Raw genomic sequence first — 14,483 nt, forward strand, 5'->3', positions numbered from 1 at the left:
GCGATGCGCCGGGAGCCGGCGCGGACCCGCGTTGACGGGCGCCCGCCCGGCCGATATGTTCCTGATCCGTTCGCATTCTGCCGCTGAGGATCTGGCGCCATGGCCCGTGGCCAGGCCGGAAGGACGTTGTTCTTCTTCGAGAAGCCCTCGGCGATGCGCGAGCTGCAGCGCTTCTTCCGCGCGCCGACGACGGTCTGCATCGCCGCCGAGGGGCACCTGCTCGCCGCGCAGGAACCCGCCGAGATCAGGCCGGCCTGGAAGGCGTGGCGGTTCGAGGACCTGCCGATCGCCGTCGACGAGATCCCGCTCTGCTGCGGGCAGAGCCGGTCCGGGGCCTCGCACGCCGCTCGGATCGCGGCGATCCGCCGGGCCCTCGACGGGGTCGAGCGGGTGATCATCGCCACCGATCCGGGCCGCGAGGGCTCGATGATCGCCTGGGAGGTGCTGGAGCACCTGGGCTATCGCGGCCGGGTCGACCGGCTGCGCCTCGGCGCCCTCGACGAGGTCTCGATCCGGCGCGCCTTCGCGGCCCTGGGGCGCGACCCGGATTCGGGCGAGCGGGACTACGCCGCCTACCAGGAGGCGCTCTGCCGCCGCTACGAGGATTGGCATCTCGGACTCAACGGCACCCGGGCGGTGTCGCTGCGCCTGCGCCCGGCGGCCTTCCGGGAGCCCTGGCGCTTCGGCGGCGTGCAGACGCCGACCCTCGCGCTGCTGGCCGATCTGGAGCGGCGCATCCGGGACTTCGTGCCGCGGGAATTCTTCCGGGTCGCGCTGCCGGTCGCGACGGTGAGCGGGGCGGAGCTGACGCTGTGGCACGCGCCGAAGGAGCGGATCTTCGCCCGCGAGGAGGCGGAGGCGATCGCGGCCGCGGCGCGCGGCTGGGCCGGGCCCCTCGCGGTCGCCGAGCGGGACGTGCGGCGCCCGCCGCCGCGGCTGTTCTCGAAGGACACCCTGGCCCGGCGCTGCGCCAAGAGCTTCGGCTTCGACCCGCAGCGCACCGCCTCCCTGGCCCAGGACCTCTACGACCGCGGCTTCCTGAGCTACCCGCGCACCGAATCCGAGCACTTGCCGGAGAGCCAGAGCGGCGACGCGCCGGCCGTGCTCGCGGCGCTCGGCGCGAGCCTGCCCGACCTCGCCGGGCTCGTCCCGGCGCCCGGGGCGGTCGTGCTCCGCCGCGGTCCGCGCGGCCACTACGTCAAGGATCCGGGCGAGCACCACGCCATCGTGCCGCTGCGCAAGGTGCCGCGGCCGGGCGAGGTCGGGCCGGAGGCGTGGCGGCTCTGGGAGCTGGTGGCCAAGGCCTTCCTGGCCGCCCACCTGCCGGACGGGATCGACGCCCGGACCACGGTCTCGGCCGAGGTCGCGACCGCGCTCGGGCCCAAGCGCTTCGCGGTGACCGGCAGCGTCGTGCGCGCGCCCGGCTGGCGGGCGGTCTACGGCGCCGAGGCCGAGGACGAGGAGCCCGTGCCCGGCAAGGCGAAGCGGGAGGACGAGCCCTCGGCCGGGCGCCTGCCGCCGGTCGCACCGGGCGAGGCGGCCCGCGCCGGCGAGGCGCGGGTCGAGGGCGCGATGACCGAGCCGCCGCGCCGGATCACCCGCGGCGAGCTGCCGGTGGTGATGGGCCGGCTCATCGACCAGGTGGAGGATCCGGCGCTCAAGCGCGCCCTGGAGAACCCGGCGAACCCGAACGAGCCCCGCGGCCTCGGGACGGCCGCGACCCGCGACGCGGTGCTGCCGAAGCTGGAGAAGAGCGGCTACGTCGTCCTCGGCGGCGCTCTCCCCGCCGATGCGCGGGCCGGTGCGGGGGGCAACGCCCCGCGGCGCCGGCGCGACACCCCCGGCCGCGCCGACCGGGGCGGGGGCGGCGCCAGGGGCCGCGACCCCACGATCACCGTGACGGAGGCGGGCCTCGCCTTCATCGACGCCGTCCGGCGGGTCTTCCCGGCCTACGGCGACCCGGTCGGGCGCGCGGTGTTCGAGGCGGACCTCGCCGAGATCGGCCGGGCCGCGACGCGCGCCGAGGCGGTGAGCCGGGCCGAGACGTTTCGGCAGCGGACCCGGGCGCGCCTCGACGCGCTGATCGCCGCAGTGGCCGGGCTGGAACGGGCCGCCGTCGAGGGCCCGGCCGCCGCGCCGGCCGGGCGGCCGCCGAGCGACGCGATGGTGGCCTTCGCGACGGCGCTCGCCGCCCGGAAGAACCTGCCCCTGCCCCGCGGCGTCGCGCGCGACGCCGCGGTCTGCCGGCGCTTCCTCGACGCGCACGCGGAGAAGCGGGAGCCGACCGCGCCGGGCGCCCCGCGCCGGCCCACGCCCGCCATGCTGCGCTACGCCGAATCCCTCGCGCGGGAGGCGGGCCTGCCCGACCTGCCCGAGGAGGCGCGGACGGAGTTCGCGGCCTGCCGGGCCTTCCTCGACGCGCATGCCCGGCCGGCGCCCGCGGAGGCGCGGGAGCGCGCCGGCCCCCGCCGGCCCGGCGCGGGGCGCCCGCGACGGAGGCCCGCGCGCTCACCCCGCGCCCGGACGGCGGGGACCGCCCTCGGGGAGCCGGCCTGATCCGGGCCCGCGCGCTCAGGCGGCGCGCAGGCCCGAGAGGAAGCGCGTCACCTCCTCCGAGAGGTGCTGCGCCTCGCGCGAGAGGTCGGAGGCCGAGGACAGCACCTGGCCGGCGGTGGTGCCGGTCCGCTCCGCCGCCCCCGCGACGCCCGCGATGGTGTTCCTGACCTCGCCCGCGCCGTCCGCCGCCTGCGTGACGTTGCGCAGGATCTCCTGCGTGACCGCGCCCTGCTCCTCGACCGCCGAGGCGGTGGCGACCGCGAGGCCGCTGATCTCCCGGATCCGCGCCGCGATGCCGCCGATCGCCGCCACGGCGTTGCCGGTCGCGCCCTGGACCTGCCCAATCTGCCGGGCGATCTCGTCGGTGGCCTTGGCGGTCTGGTCGGCCAGGGCCTTCACCTCGGCGGCGACCACGGCGAAGCCGCGCCCCGCCTCGCCGGCCCGCGCCGCCTCGATCGTGGCGTTCAAGGCCAGCAGGTTGGTCTGGCTCGCGATCGAGGAGATGATCGACACCACGTCGCCGATCCGGGCGACCGCGCCGCTCAGTTCGTGGACGAGCGAGGCGGTCTGGTCCGCCTCGCCGACCGCCACGCGGGCGAGATCCGCCGAGCCGGAGACCTGCCGGCCGATCTCCTGGGCCGAGGCGCCGAGCTCCTCGGTCGCGGCCGCCACCGCCGCGACGTTGGACGCGGCCCGCTCGGCCGAGGACGCGACCCGCGCGGAGCGGTCCGCCGTCTCGGCCGCGGTGCTGGTCATCGCGCCGGCGGCACTCTGCAGCGCGTCGGCCGACGAGGAGACGACCGTGATGATGCCGCTCACCGCCGCCTCGAAGGCGTCGGCCAGCTGGCGGCGGCCGGCCCGCCGCTGCTCCTGGGCCGAGAGGCGCTCGCGGGAGGCCTGCTCCTCCGTCGCCCTGGCGTGGACCAGGTTCGTGCGGAAGACCTGCACGGCCGCCGCCATCGCGCCGAGCTCGTCCCGGCGTCCCGCCCCCGGCACCTCGACGTCCATGCGCCCGGCCGCGAGGTCCTGCATCGCGACCGACAGGTTCAGGATGCCGCGCACCACCCTGACCTGCACGATCACGAGCGCCGCCCCGGTGAGGAGCACCAGCGCGACGATCAGCGCCGCGCAGAGGGACACCGCCCGGCCGGCCTGCGCCGAGCGGGCCTGGGCCTCGGCGACGGCCGCGTCCAGCAGGGCGACCGCCACGTCGACGATGGCGGCCTGGCCCTCGAAGACGCTCATATCCCATTCCCGGCGCGGCAGCTGGATCGGGCGGCCGTCATGCACCGCGGCGGTGGCGGAGTCGCGCATCCGCGCCATGCTCCCGGCGTAGTTCAGGTCCTGGGCGCGCGCGTAGGCGTCGCGCACCGCGGCCTCGAAGCCGCCGGCCTTGATCATGCGGCCGACGAGCTGCCAGGCGCTGCGGTTCTGGGTGTCCGCCTGGCCGAGCTCGATCGCCTCGGCCGGCGTGGCCGGCCGCCCCGCCGCCATCAGGTTGTTGGTGACGAAGGCGTGCTGCCCGATCGAGGTCCGGGCCAGCCAGGTCGTCATGCGCGCGTCGAGATGTCCCGAGAGCGCGGGATCCAGCGCGCGGATCTCGGTCTCGACGGCGTCGGAGGCCGCTTCGAGGAGCGTGACGAGGCGGGTTCCGAGTTCCATCATCCGCTTGCCCAGCGCGGGATCGCGCGCCGGGAGCTCCTGGCCGTAGGCCGCCGTCACGGACGGGCGCAGCCGCTTCCACTCCTCGTAGAGCGCGTCGATCTCGGCGCCCTTGTCGCGCAGGGCGGGGCTCGCCACGCGGCGCATCTCCCCCACCGCCCGCGCGACGGCCTGATCCAGGGCGGGCCGGGCCTCGAGCGACTTCTCCCGGTTCCAGCGACCGGTCTCGAGGTCCTGCATCAGGGCGGTGAAGCCGTAACCGCGCTCCAGGCGCGTCCCGGTCAGCCCGAGGAAGAGCGCCCGGTCGGCCGCCACGTAGGTCGCGACCCGGTCGGCGACCTCCCTGCGGTCGATCAGCCCGGCGAGCTGGAACGCCGCGAGCGCGACCGCGGCGAGCCCGAGCCCCAGCGACAGTGACATGACGACGACGCGGATCGACAGGGACCGCATGGGGAGCTCCCGATTGCTCGAATCCGCCGGATGATCGGCGGCAAGTCTGTATTCTTCCCTAAGGAAAGTGGCCCTCCGATCTGGACCAAAGGCCTATCCGGGCTGCAGCGCGTGGTCGCGTCGGAAGCCGGAGCGCTCGGGCCCCGGGATGCCGGTCCGGCGAGGCCGGGGCGTCACCGCCCGGGCGGAGGCTCGATCGCCGGCAACTCGTTCGGGGGCAGCGCGGCGGCGCTCGGCGCGGGCGGCGGGACGGGGGCGCCGCGGGCGCGCATCGCCAGGGCGACCGTCAGCTTCTCGGCGGCCTCCGGCTGCATCACCGCCAGCACCTCGGCCATCTTGCGCGGGTTCATCGCGACCACGACCGGCACCAGCACGTCGAGGGAGAGCCGGTCGAAGACGCGCGCCGCCTCCTTCGGCTTCATGGTCTCGTACATGGTGACGAGGGGCTTCAACCCCGCCGCCTCGCTCTCGCCGCGCTTGGCCACGGCGGCGCCCTCGGCCTTGTCCTCCAGGGATTTCAGGTCGCGGATGCGCGTCTCCAGCCGGCGCTCGGCGTTCTCGAGGAGCTGCTCGCGGGTGTCGAGGTCGCGGTTGCGCTGCTGCAGCGCGTCGCGGCGGGCGCCGAGCTTCTCGAGGATCGCCCGCTCGCTGGAGGCGCCCTCGGGCGCGGCCCTGGGGGCGGGCCGGGACGCGGGCGGCTCCCTGCCCGCCTCCCTGGTCTCCCGCTCGGCCTCCTCCATCGACCCGACCGAGCCGGTCACCGAGGGGTCCGGCAGCTCGGCCCCCGCGCGGGCATGCGAGAGCACGCGGGCGAAATCCGTGCGGCGCGCCGGGCCGTCCTCCGCCGCGAGGCTGAGGAGCTTGAGGATCAGCAGGCCGCCCGCCGCGAGCGCGACCGCATCCACGAGCCGCAGGCGCGGGCTCGGCCCCCGCCAGGAGGGCTTCTTGACGAGCTTGCCGGGCGAGGGCCGCCCGCGTCCGGCGCGGGGCTTGGCGTCTGGCTTGACGTCTGGCTTGACGCCTGGCCTGGCCTCCGGCTTAGCCGCGGGCCTGGCCTCCGGCTTGGCCGCGGGCCTGGCCTCTGGCCCGGACGGGCGATGGGTGGGCTGCGTCCCGGCGAGCCGCGCGGCCAGCCGCCGCAGGGTTCCGCTCATGCGGCCTGGCTCTGGAGGCGGTTGAGGGCCCGCTCGCTGAGCGCGCGGGCGGCGGCGGCGGCGGCGCCGAGGCGCTCGGCGGTCGAGGGCTCGGGCGGGGCGGCGGGCGCTCGGGCCGGGGCGGCGGACATCACGGCGGGCGCGGCCGCGGCCGCGGCCGGGCGTGCCTGGGCGACGATGCGGGCGATGCGCTCCACCACCTCCTCGCCGGCCCGGACCTGCTCGGCGAGCCCCGCCGTCGTCGCCTCCGCCACGGTGAGGCGCTCGGCCAGGGTGCGCTCGCAGGCGCCGAGCGTCGCGCGAAGCCCGGTGATGGCCCGCTCGGCCGATTCGGTCGCGATCATGAGGTCGCCGATGGTGCGGCGCATGGCGGATTCGTCGGCCTTGAGCCGCACGATGCGGCGGCTCAGCGTCACCGACGAGACGATGCTCGCGACGAGGAGCACGGCGACGAGCCCGTCGGCCAGCAATCCGACCAGGGCTGTCATGGCGAAGCCGCTTGCGCGAGGGCGTGGGACACGGGTCAGCCGTCCTTCTGGTTCTTCATCGAGGCCTCGAAGGCCGCGAAGGTGGTGCGGGCGCGCCGGAGCGGGCGGGTGACCTGGACCGCGATGCTGTCCTCCAGCCGCCCGATCCGCCCCTGGCTCAGCGCCCAGTCGCCGCAGCGCAGGGTGATGAGGTCCGTGGGCTTGGCGTCGAACAGGATCGTGTCGCCCACTTCGAGGGCGAGGACGCGCTTGAGCGGCAGGGTCATCTGGTGGAGCACCGCCTCCACCTCGACCTCGGCCTGCCAGATCTCGGTGGCGAGGTGCCCCTCCCAGACGTGGTCCCGCCCGAGCTTCTCGCCCATGAAGCTCTGCAGCAGCAGGTCGCGGATCGGCTCGATCGTGGCGTAGGGGAACAGGATCTGCAGCAGGCCGCCGCGGCCCTCCATGTCGAGCTTGAGGTCGATCAGGATGGCGGCGTTGGCCGGCCGGGTGATGGTGGCGAAGCGCGGGTTCGATTCGAGCCGGTCGATCTGGAAGCGCACCGGCGAGAGGGGCTGGAAGGAGGCTTCGAGGTCGCCGAGGATGATCTCCAGCATGCGCCGCACCAGCGACATCTCGATGCTGGTGAAGGGCCGCCCGTCGAGGCGGATCGTCGTCGTGCCGCGCTTGCCGCCGAGCAGCAGGTCGAGCGTCGCGTAGGCGAGGTTCGAATCGACCGTGACGAGGCCGGAATTCTCCCACAGGTCGGCCTTGAACACGCCGAGCAGCGTCGGTAGCGGAATCGCGTTGAGGTAGTCGCCGAAGCGCACCGAGGTGATGTTGTCGAGCGTGACCTCGACGTTGTCCTGGAAGAAGTTGCGCAGGGAGGTCGACAACAACCGGATCATCCGGTCGAAGATGATCTCCAGCATCGGCAGGCGTTCGTAGGAGACGACGCCCGAATCGACGATCGCGCGGATGCCGCCCGCGCCCGAGGCCGAGAGTTCCCTCAGCGAGAAGCCGAGGACCTGGTCAATCTCCTCCTGGTTGAGGATCCGGTCGTTCCCGGCGAGTTCGGGGAGGTTCTCGGCCTCGCCCTCGTCGATCATGTTGGCCCATTCGGCCGCCATGTCGCTCGACAGGGTCGTGCCCTGCTCGGCGAGGGCCGCGCCCCATTCCTCCGCCAGGGAGGCGTCGCCGCCGGCATTCTGCTCGGCGAGCGCCGCCGCCCAGTCGTCGTCCAGGATCTCGTCGTCCGGTCCGGCCAAGGTGCTGGTCCCTTCCCGCGGCTACTGGATCACGAATTCCTTGAACAGCACGGCGTCCACCCGGGCCGGGTAGACCGCGACGTTGACGCGCCGCAGCAATTCCTCCCGCAACCGGTAGGTGCCGATCGAGCCGTCGAAATCGGCCGGGCGCATCTCGCGGATGTAGACCTGGAAGGCGTCCTCGATGCGCGGCATCAGCGGCTGGATCTCGGCCGCCGTCTTCGGGTCGTGGACCTCCAGGGCGACCTTCAGCTTGATGAAGCGCACGTTCGGCTGCCCGACATCCGGGGTGAGGTTCATCACGAGGTCGCGCACGTCCAGGAAGGTGATGGCGGGCTTGGCCTCGGCCACCTCCTCGGTCTTTCCGGCGCGGTACTTCACGAAGCCGTAGCCGCCGCCCGCCAGGAGCAGGACGACGAGCGCGCCCGCGACCAGGGCGAGCGTCTTCCCGCGCTTCGCCTCCGGGCCCCCGCCCTCCTCGCCCTCCTCGCCCTCGGGCGCCTTCTTCGGCTTCTTCGCCATGGCTGACCGCGTCCCGCAACCCGCCCGACCGGCGGGGCGTGCGGCACAACCGGTAAAGGAGCATGGTTAATCCGCCGTTAAGGCGGCAGATCCTGCCGGGTCGAAGCTGCCGCCCGGCGCTCCCGGCTCGCGGCCGGGAGCGCCGGGCATTCGTCCAAGCTGCTGTCGCGCAAGGATTTTCCCCGCCGGCGCGACCTGGCACGGCCCCTGCGATCCCCTCTCCCTGCCGACCCGGCGGGGAAGGGTTCGCGGAGCGCAGGGACGATGCAGAACGCGCAGTTGATCGGTCTCTCGGCCCAGATGGCGCTCGGGCGCGAACTCGAGGTGATCGCCAACAACATGGCGAACGTCTCGACGACGGGCTTCAAGGGCCGCACGACGCATTTCCAGGAATACCTGATGCCCAAGGCCCGGGCCGAGACCTTCCGGATGCCGGACCGGCGCCTGTCCTACGTCATCGACGCGGGCACGCCCCTCGACCTCTCGCAGGGGCCGATCGAGTCGACCGGCAACCCGCTCAACGCGGCGATCCGGGGCGACGCCTTCTTCGCCGTGCAGACGCCGCAGGGCGAGCGCTACACCCGCAACGGCGCCTTCGAGCTCAACGCGCAGGGCCAGCTGGTCACGAGCGACGGCAACCTCGTCCTCGGCGAGGGCGGGCCGATCCAGATCAACCCGCAGGAGACGGGGCTGGCGATCGGGGCGGACGGCACCGTCTCGACCAGCCAGGGCAACCGGGGCCGGATCCGCCTCGTGGCCTTCGCGGATCCGCGCCAGCTCACCAATGCGGGGGCGAACCTCTACGCCGCCTCGGCGCCGCCGCGGCCCGCCGGCCCCCTGGCGCGGATCGAGCCCGGCGCCCTCGAACGCTCCAACGTCAGCCCGGTGCTCACCATGACCCGCATGATGGAGGTCAACCGCGTCTACGCGCTCGTCGCCGACACGATCGCGCGCATGGATTCCCTGCGCGGCAGCGCCATCCAGCGCCTCGCCGATGTCGGCAACGCCTGAGGAGTGAGCCGCGATGCGCGCCCTCTACGCCGCCGCCACCGGGATGGCGGCCCAGGAACTCAACGTCCAGGTCATCTCCAACAACATCGCGAACCTGCGCACCACCGGCTACAAGCGCCAGCAGGCGCATTTCCAGGACCTGCTCTACCAGAACCTGCGCCGGGCCGGGACGGCGACCTCCGACCAGGGCAACCAGCTGCCCGCCGGCCTCGCCCTCGGCTCGGGCGTCAAGACCACCTCGACCGCCCGGGTGATGAGCCAGGGCACGCTCTCCTCCACGGAGAAGACCTACGACGTCGCGATCCGCGGCGAGGGCCTGTTCCAGATCACGATGCCGGACGGGCGCACCGCCTACACGCGGGACGGCTCGTTCGACCTCGACGCGCAGGGCCAGATCGTCAGCCGCGACGGCTACCTGCTCAACCCGGCGATCACGGTGCCGAACAACGCCACCGCCGTGACGATCAGCGCCTCGGGGCTGGTGCAGGCCACGCTGCCGGGCCAGACCGCGCCGCAGAATCTCGGCCAGATCCAGCTCGCGCGCTTCGTCAACAAGGTCGGGCTCGAATCGATCGGCGACAACCTCTTCATCGAGACCCAGGCCTCCGGGCCGGCGATTCAGGGCAATCCCGGGACCGAGGGCTTCGGGAGCCTCCAGCAGAGCTACCTCGAGGAGGCGAACGTCAACGCCGTCACCGAGATCTCGTCCCTGATCGCCGCGCAGCGCGCCTACGAGATGAACTCGAAGGTCGTCACCGCCGCCGACCAGATGCTCTCCACCACCTCGCAGATGTTCCGCGGGTAGCCTCCGAGGTCAGCCCAGATGAGCTTCGATCCCCATGAGCCGCCGGTGCGCGCGAGGACCTGCGCGCTGCTCAGCGCCGGCATCCTCGGCCGCACGGCCCTCGCCCTCGTCGCGCTCGGCTTCCTGACCCTGCCGGTGCTCGCGGCCGGGCCCGAGCGCCCGGTGCTGCGGGGGGACATCACGGCCCGCCGCGACGTGATCACCCTCGGCGACCTCGTCTCCGGCGCGCCCGCGGAGCTCGCGGAGCGGCCCCTGTTCCGGGCGCCGGCCCTCGGCGCCACCGGGACGATCCAGGTGCGCCGCATCATGGAGGCGGCGGCCCATCTCGGGGTCGAGCCGCCGGAGAGCGGCGGCCGCCTCCAGGTCACCGTGCAGCGGGCGGCGCGCCGCATCGCCGCCCCCGAGATCGAGGCCGCCCTGCGCGAGGCCCTGGCTCGCCTGCGGGGCCTCGACGCGGCGAGCCTCTCGGTGGCCTTCGACGGCGAGGCGCCGGTGCTGACCGTGCCGGTGGATCTCGACGCCCCGGCCCGCGCCGCGGAGGTGACCTACGATCCGCGCAGCCGCCGCGTCTCGGGCCTCGTCACCGTGGGCGAGCGCCAAGCCTCCCTGCGGGTGTCCGGGCAGGTCATCGAGATGGTCGAGGTCGCGGTGCTCGCCCGGCCGCTGGCCCGGGGCGAGACGGTCGGGCCGCAGGACGTGATGCTGGAGCGGCGCCCCCGGGACGCCGCGCCGCCCGACGGCGTGGCGGACGCCGCGTCCCTGGTGGGCCAGGTCGCCCAGCGCGCCCTCGCCCCCGGTCAGCCCCTGCGGAGCGCCGACCTCGCCCGGCCCGACCTCGTCCAGCGGGGCGAGGCGGTGACGATCCTCTACGACGGGCCGGGAGTGAGCCTCGCCCTGCGCGGGCTGGCCCGCGAGGGCGGTCCGCTCGGCGCGACGGTCTCGGTCGTCAACCCCGTCTCCAAGAAGGTGCTGCAGGGCACGGTGGTCGGCCCCGGCCGGGTCAGCGTCGGCCCCGCCCCGCGCCCCGCCAGCCTCGCCGCCGCGTTCCCCGCCCGCCCGTGACCGCCATGCCCCTCGCCTCCCGCCTCGCCCTCGCCTGCCTGCTCGGGGCCGGCCTCTCGGCCTGCAACACGGTCGACCGGCTGAGCCAGATCGGCGCGCGGCCGCCCCTCTCGGCCATCGAGGACCCGACCGCCCAGGCCGGCTACAAGCCGGTGCGCCTGCCGATGCCGGAGGTTCAACCGGTCTCCTACGCGCCGAACTCCCTCTGGCGCACCGGCTCGCGCGCCTTCTTCAAGGATCAGCGCGCCGCCAAGGTCGGCGATCTCGTCACCGTGAAGGTCAACGTCACCGACAAGGCCAACCTCAACAACGAGACCAAGCGCTCGCGGGCGAATACCGAGGCTTTCGGCGTCCCGAACGCGTTCGGGCTGGAGAAGAGCGCCAAGCTCATCGGCGCGGCCGATCCCAAGAACCTGCTCGACACCGCGTCCACCATGAGCAACGACGGGGCGGGCTCGATCCAGCGGGCCGAGACCGTGACCACCAACGTGGCGGCGATCGTCACGCAGGTGCTCCCGAACGGCAACCTCGTGGTCGAGGGCAAGCAGGAGATCCGGGTCAATTTCGAGGTGCGCGAACTCGTCGTCGCCGGGGTGATCCGCCCGGAGGACATCGAATCGGACAACACGATCGATTCGGCCAAGATCGCGGAGGCGCGCATCGCCTATGGCGGTCGCGGCCAGATCACCGACGTGCAGCAGCCCCGCTACGGGCAGCAATTCCTCGACGTGATGCTGCCCTTCTGAACCCGCTCGGCGGGGGCCGCGGCGCGCCCCGCCGGCCGCCCAAGCCGAACGGCCCCGGCCATTCCGCTCAAGTCCCTTGGTCTCGCATCATCTTCGCCGCCGAAGCGGTGACCGGTTCGGCGCGGAATGCTCAGCGCCGCGCCGCGCGCTGCGAGCGCTCGACCGGCGTGTAGGCGATGCGCGCATGGGCCTCGCAATAGGGCAGGCCCGGCTGGCGCTTGGCGCCGCAGAAGCGGAACTCGCTGCCGAGGGGATCGCCGACCGGGAAGCGGCAGGACCATTCCTTGAGCAGCAGGATCGGGTGCAGCGGCATCTCGGGCTCGGCCGGCCGCGTGTCGTTCGCGGGCGGATTCGCCTCCGCCGCGATGTTCTTGCGGGCGAGACCGAGCCGATGGATCTTGCCCATCACCGCGTTGCGGTCCTTCAGCCCGAGGCGCTTGGCGATCTCGGTGCCGGTCAGGCTCTGGCTCCAGAGCCGCTTCAGTTCCTCGATCCGCTCGTCCGTCCAGGTCGACATCGCCATCCCGTCGATCACTCGCCGAGCGAGATGTTGACGATCCGATGCCCCGACACCAGCGGCTGCCGCGCTGCGGCGAAGGCTATCCACCGCGAATCGCGCGCCGCCGCACCGGCGCGTCCGCGGCGACGCGCCACATGGGAGGCCCCGGTCAGACGCTGCCCGGACGATCACGTCCGGACAGCGGATGACACGCCCGCGCGGCGCGTGAGCGACGCCGACATCCGTATCGCGACGCAATCCGTCGGATTTCGGATCAATCGTCGCGGTAGACGCGCTCGCGGCGCTCGTGGCGCTCCTGCGCCTCCAGGGACAGGGTCGCGATCGGCCGCGCCTCCAGGCGCTTGAGAGAGATCGGCTCGCCCGTCTCCTCGCAATAGCCGTAGGAGCCGTCCTCGATCCGGGCGAGCGCCGCGTCGATCTTGGCGATCAGTTTGCGCTGCCGGTCGCGGGCGCGGAGCTCGATCGCCCGATCGGTCTCGGATGATGCGCGGTCGGTCAGGTCCGGGTGATTCTCGTTCTCGGTCTGCAGGGCGACCAGGGTGTCCTGGGCCTCCCGCAGGATGTCCTGCTTCCAGCTCAGCAACTTACGGCGGAAATACTCGCGCTGCCGTTCATTCATGAAAGGCTCGGCATCGCTGGGGGCATAACCGTCCTCGATCACGACCTTCGCCATCACGCCCCTCGATACATCGCAGTTTACGCGGCCGGCGCCGTTCGGTGCAGGCGTATAATCGAGCCAGGATGGCCCGACAACGTGGCTTCCTCGTCACGCGAGGTTCGGACCGCCCCGGCCCGCCCCCCTGCTGCCCGCGCGCCACGGCGGCGCGCCGCCCGGCGCGGCGCGGCCGCTGCCCTCAGAACTGGAAGTAGATGAAGGTGTAGTTCGCCTCGTCGCCGATCCGCAGCAGCGCGGCGGCGAGCAGGAGGCCGAAGGCGGCGGCGGCGGCGGGCCGGGGCGGGATCCGGTGCACCGCCGCCCAGGCGGTCGGCCCGGCGAGCGCCGCGACCAGGGCCGGCAGGAAGGCGCGCCACTTCAGCCCCTCCCCGGCCGGCCCGAAGCCGGCGAGCCCCTTGTAGATCGCGACCGCCGCGTCGAAGGAGGGGGCGCGGAACAGCACCCAGGTCAGCGTCACGAAGCCGAAGGTCAGCGCCCAGCCGAGGAGAGCCGGCATGGGCCATCCGGCCCGCCGCCACAGCAGCCCGGCGCCGAGCCCGAGCCCGTGCGCCGCGCCCCAGGCCACGAAGGTGAGCCCCGCCCCGTGCCAGAGGCCGCCGAGCGTCATCGTGGCGAGGAGCGCCCCGAGCTGCACCGCGAGCCCGCGCCGGTTGCCCCCGAGCGGCACGTAGAGGTAGTCGCGCAGGAAGCGCGACAGGGTCATGTGCCAGCGCCGCCAGAAGTCCCGCAGGGAGGTCGCCCGGTAGGGAGCGTCGAAGTTCTGCGGCAGGACGATCCCGAACAGGAGCGCGAGGCCGAGCGCCATGTCGGTGTAGCCCGAGAAGTCGAAGTAGATCTGGAACGTGAAGGCGAGCGTGGCCTGCCAGGCCTGCGCCACCGCGACGGCCTGGCCCTGCGCCGCCGCCTCGAAGACCGGATTGGCGTAGGCCGCGAGCGGATCGCCGAGGAAGACCTTCTTGGCAAGGCCCAGGCAGAGCAGCATCAGCCCCCGGGCGAGCCGCGGGGCGGCCTCCGGGCCCGCCGAGGGGGGCGCGTCGAATTGGTGGAGGATCTCGCTCCAGCGCACCAGCGGCCCCGCCAGCACCTGCGGGAAGAAGGCGAGGTAGAGGGCGTAGCGGGTGAGATCGACCGGCGGGGCGCGGCCCGCCCGCAGGTCGACGAGGTACATGATGTGGTGGAAGGTGAAGAACGAGATGCCGAGCGGCAGGGCGAGGCTCGGCCGCGTCAGGTCGAGACCCGGCACGAGGTTCGCGAGGTCCGTCAGCCAGCCCGCGTACTTGAACAGGGCGAGGAGCGCGAGGTTGGCGACGATCGCCGCCGGGATCGCCCGGCGCCCCCCGCCCGGGCCGGCCCGACGCGCCACGAGCCAGTTGAGGCCGATCGAGCCGGCGAGCAGGGGCACGAAGCGCGGATCCCACCAGCCGTAGAAGGCGAAGGACAGCAGGACCAGCAACGGCAGGCGCCAGCCGGGCCGCAACCGCAGCACCAGGGCGTGCAGGGCCAGGGCCAGCGGCAGGAAGCCGAGGAGGAACGGGAAGGAGTTGAACAGCATCGCGGCCGGTCCGGGCGGGCGCCCTTCTGGGC

Annotated in this window: 13 protein-coding genes; 5 read left to right on the forward strand and 8 right to left on the reverse strand. The window is 73.7% G+C overall.

The window, feature by feature from the left end; all coding sequences use genetic code 11:
* Positions 1-99: 99 nt before the first annotated feature.
* Positions 100-2,556: a type IA DNA topoisomerase gene (locus MET2598_RS0115755; RefSeq protein ID WP_236728726.1), complete on the forward strand. Its 2,457-nt coding sequence runs from the start codon at positions 100-102 to the stop codon at positions 2,554-2,556.
* A 15-nt stretch (positions 2,557-2,571) separates the two neighbouring features.
* Here the strand turns inward: MET2598_RS0115755 and MET2598_RS0115760 are convergent, their stop codons facing one another.
* The 5 genes from MET2598_RS0115760 to fliL form a co-directional block, all read right to left on the reverse strand.
* Positions 2,572-4,668: a methyl-accepting chemotaxis protein gene (locus MET2598_RS0115760; protein WP_018261493.1), complete on the reverse strand. Its 2,097-nt coding sequence runs from the start codon at positions 4,666-4,668 to the stop codon at positions 2,572-2,574.
* 173 nt (positions 4,669-4,841) lie between these two features.
* Complete coding sequence (locus MET2598_RS0115765; protein WP_084673850.1) at positions 4,842-5,822, reverse strand: MotE family protein; 981 nt, start codon at positions 5,820-5,822, stop codon at positions 4,842-4,844.
* Positions 5,819-6,310 carry a DUF6468 domain-containing protein gene (locus MET2598_RS0115770; protein ID WP_012333941.1) on the reverse strand — a complete coding sequence of 164 codons (492 nt, stop codon included), beginning with the start codon at positions 6,308-6,310 and terminating at the stop codon, positions 5,819-5,821. Before MET2598_RS0115770 ends, MET2598_RS0115765 begins: the two co-directional genes overlap by 4 nt.
* A gap of 35 nt (positions 6,311-6,345) precedes the next feature.
* A complete protein-coding gene (fliM, locus tag MET2598_RS0115775) occupies positions 6,346-7,557 on the reverse strand; it encodes a flagellar motor switch protein FliM (RefSeq protein ID WP_012333940.1) in 1,212 nt (403 codons plus the stop codon).
* 21 nt (positions 7,558-7,578) lie between these two features.
* On the reverse strand, positions 7,579-8,079 hold the full coding sequence (gene fliL, locus MET2598_RS0115780; protein WP_012333939.1) for a flagellar basal body-associated protein FliL: 501 nt from the start codon (positions 8,077-8,079) through the stop codon (positions 7,579-7,581).
* A 264-nt stretch (positions 8,080-8,343) separates the two neighbouring features.
* Here fliL and flgF point away from each other — a divergent pair, with 264 nt between their 5' ends.
* From flgF to flgH, 4 genes are read left to right on the forward strand one after another with little or no spacing between them, the layout of a single operon-like run.
* Positions 8,344-9,090, forward strand: coding sequence for a flagellar basal-body rod protein FlgF (gene flgF / locus MET2598_RS0115785; RefSeq protein WP_018261496.1), 747 nt, complete (start codon positions 8,344-8,346; stop codon positions 9,088-9,090).
* 13 nt (positions 9,091-9,103) lie between these two features.
* Complete coding sequence (flgG, locus tag MET2598_RS0115790; protein WP_012333937.1) at positions 9,104-9,895, forward strand: flagellar basal-body rod protein FlgG; 792 nt, start codon at positions 9,104-9,106, stop codon at positions 9,893-9,895.
* 18 nt (positions 9,896-9,913) lie between these two features.
* On the forward strand, positions 9,914-10,957 hold the full coding sequence (flgA, locus tag MET2598_RS0115795) for a flagellar basal body P-ring formation chaperone FlgA (protein ID WP_018261497.1): 1,044 nt from the start codon (positions 9,914-9,916) through the stop codon (positions 10,955-10,957).
* 5 nt (positions 10,958-10,962) lie between these two features.
* Entirely contained in the window at positions 10,963-11,703 is a 741-nt protein-coding gene (gene flgH / locus MET2598_RS0115800) for a flagellar basal body L-ring protein FlgH (protein ID WP_012333935.1), read from the forward strand.
* 130 nt (positions 11,704-11,833) lie between these two features.
* On the opposite strand, the gene MET2598_RS0115805 is transcribed toward flgH, so the two are convergent.
* The 3 genes from MET2598_RS0115805 to MET2598_RS0115815 all read right to left on the reverse strand — a co-directional run bounded on the left by MET2598_RS0115805 (position 11,834) and on the right by MET2598_RS0115815 (position 14,451).
* A complete protein-coding gene (locus MET2598_RS0115805) occupies positions 11,834-12,226 on the reverse strand; it encodes a GcrA family cell cycle regulator (RefSeq protein ID WP_036270822.1) in 393 nt (130 codons plus the stop codon).
* Between the two features lie 250 nt (positions 12,227-12,476).
* A complete protein-coding gene (dksA, locus tag MET2598_RS0115810; protein WP_012333933.1) occupies positions 12,477-12,896 on the reverse strand; it encodes an RNA polymerase-binding protein DksA in 420 nt (139 codons plus the stop codon).
* 181 nt (positions 12,897-13,077) lie between these two features.
* Positions 13,078-14,451, reverse strand: a complete 1,374-nt coding sequence (locus MET2598_RS0115815; RefSeq protein ID WP_012333932.1) for an MBOAT family O-acyltransferase — start codon at positions 14,449-14,451, stop codon at positions 13,078-13,080.
* Between the last annotated feature and the right edge of the window lie 32 nt (positions 14,452-14,483).

Origin of the sequence: Methylobacterium sp. WSM2598 (assembly GCF_000379105.1) — a bacterium.
In the GTDB taxonomy this organism is placed as follows: Bacteria; Pseudomonadota; Alphaproteobacteria; order Rhizobiales; family Beijerinckiaceae; genus Methylobacterium.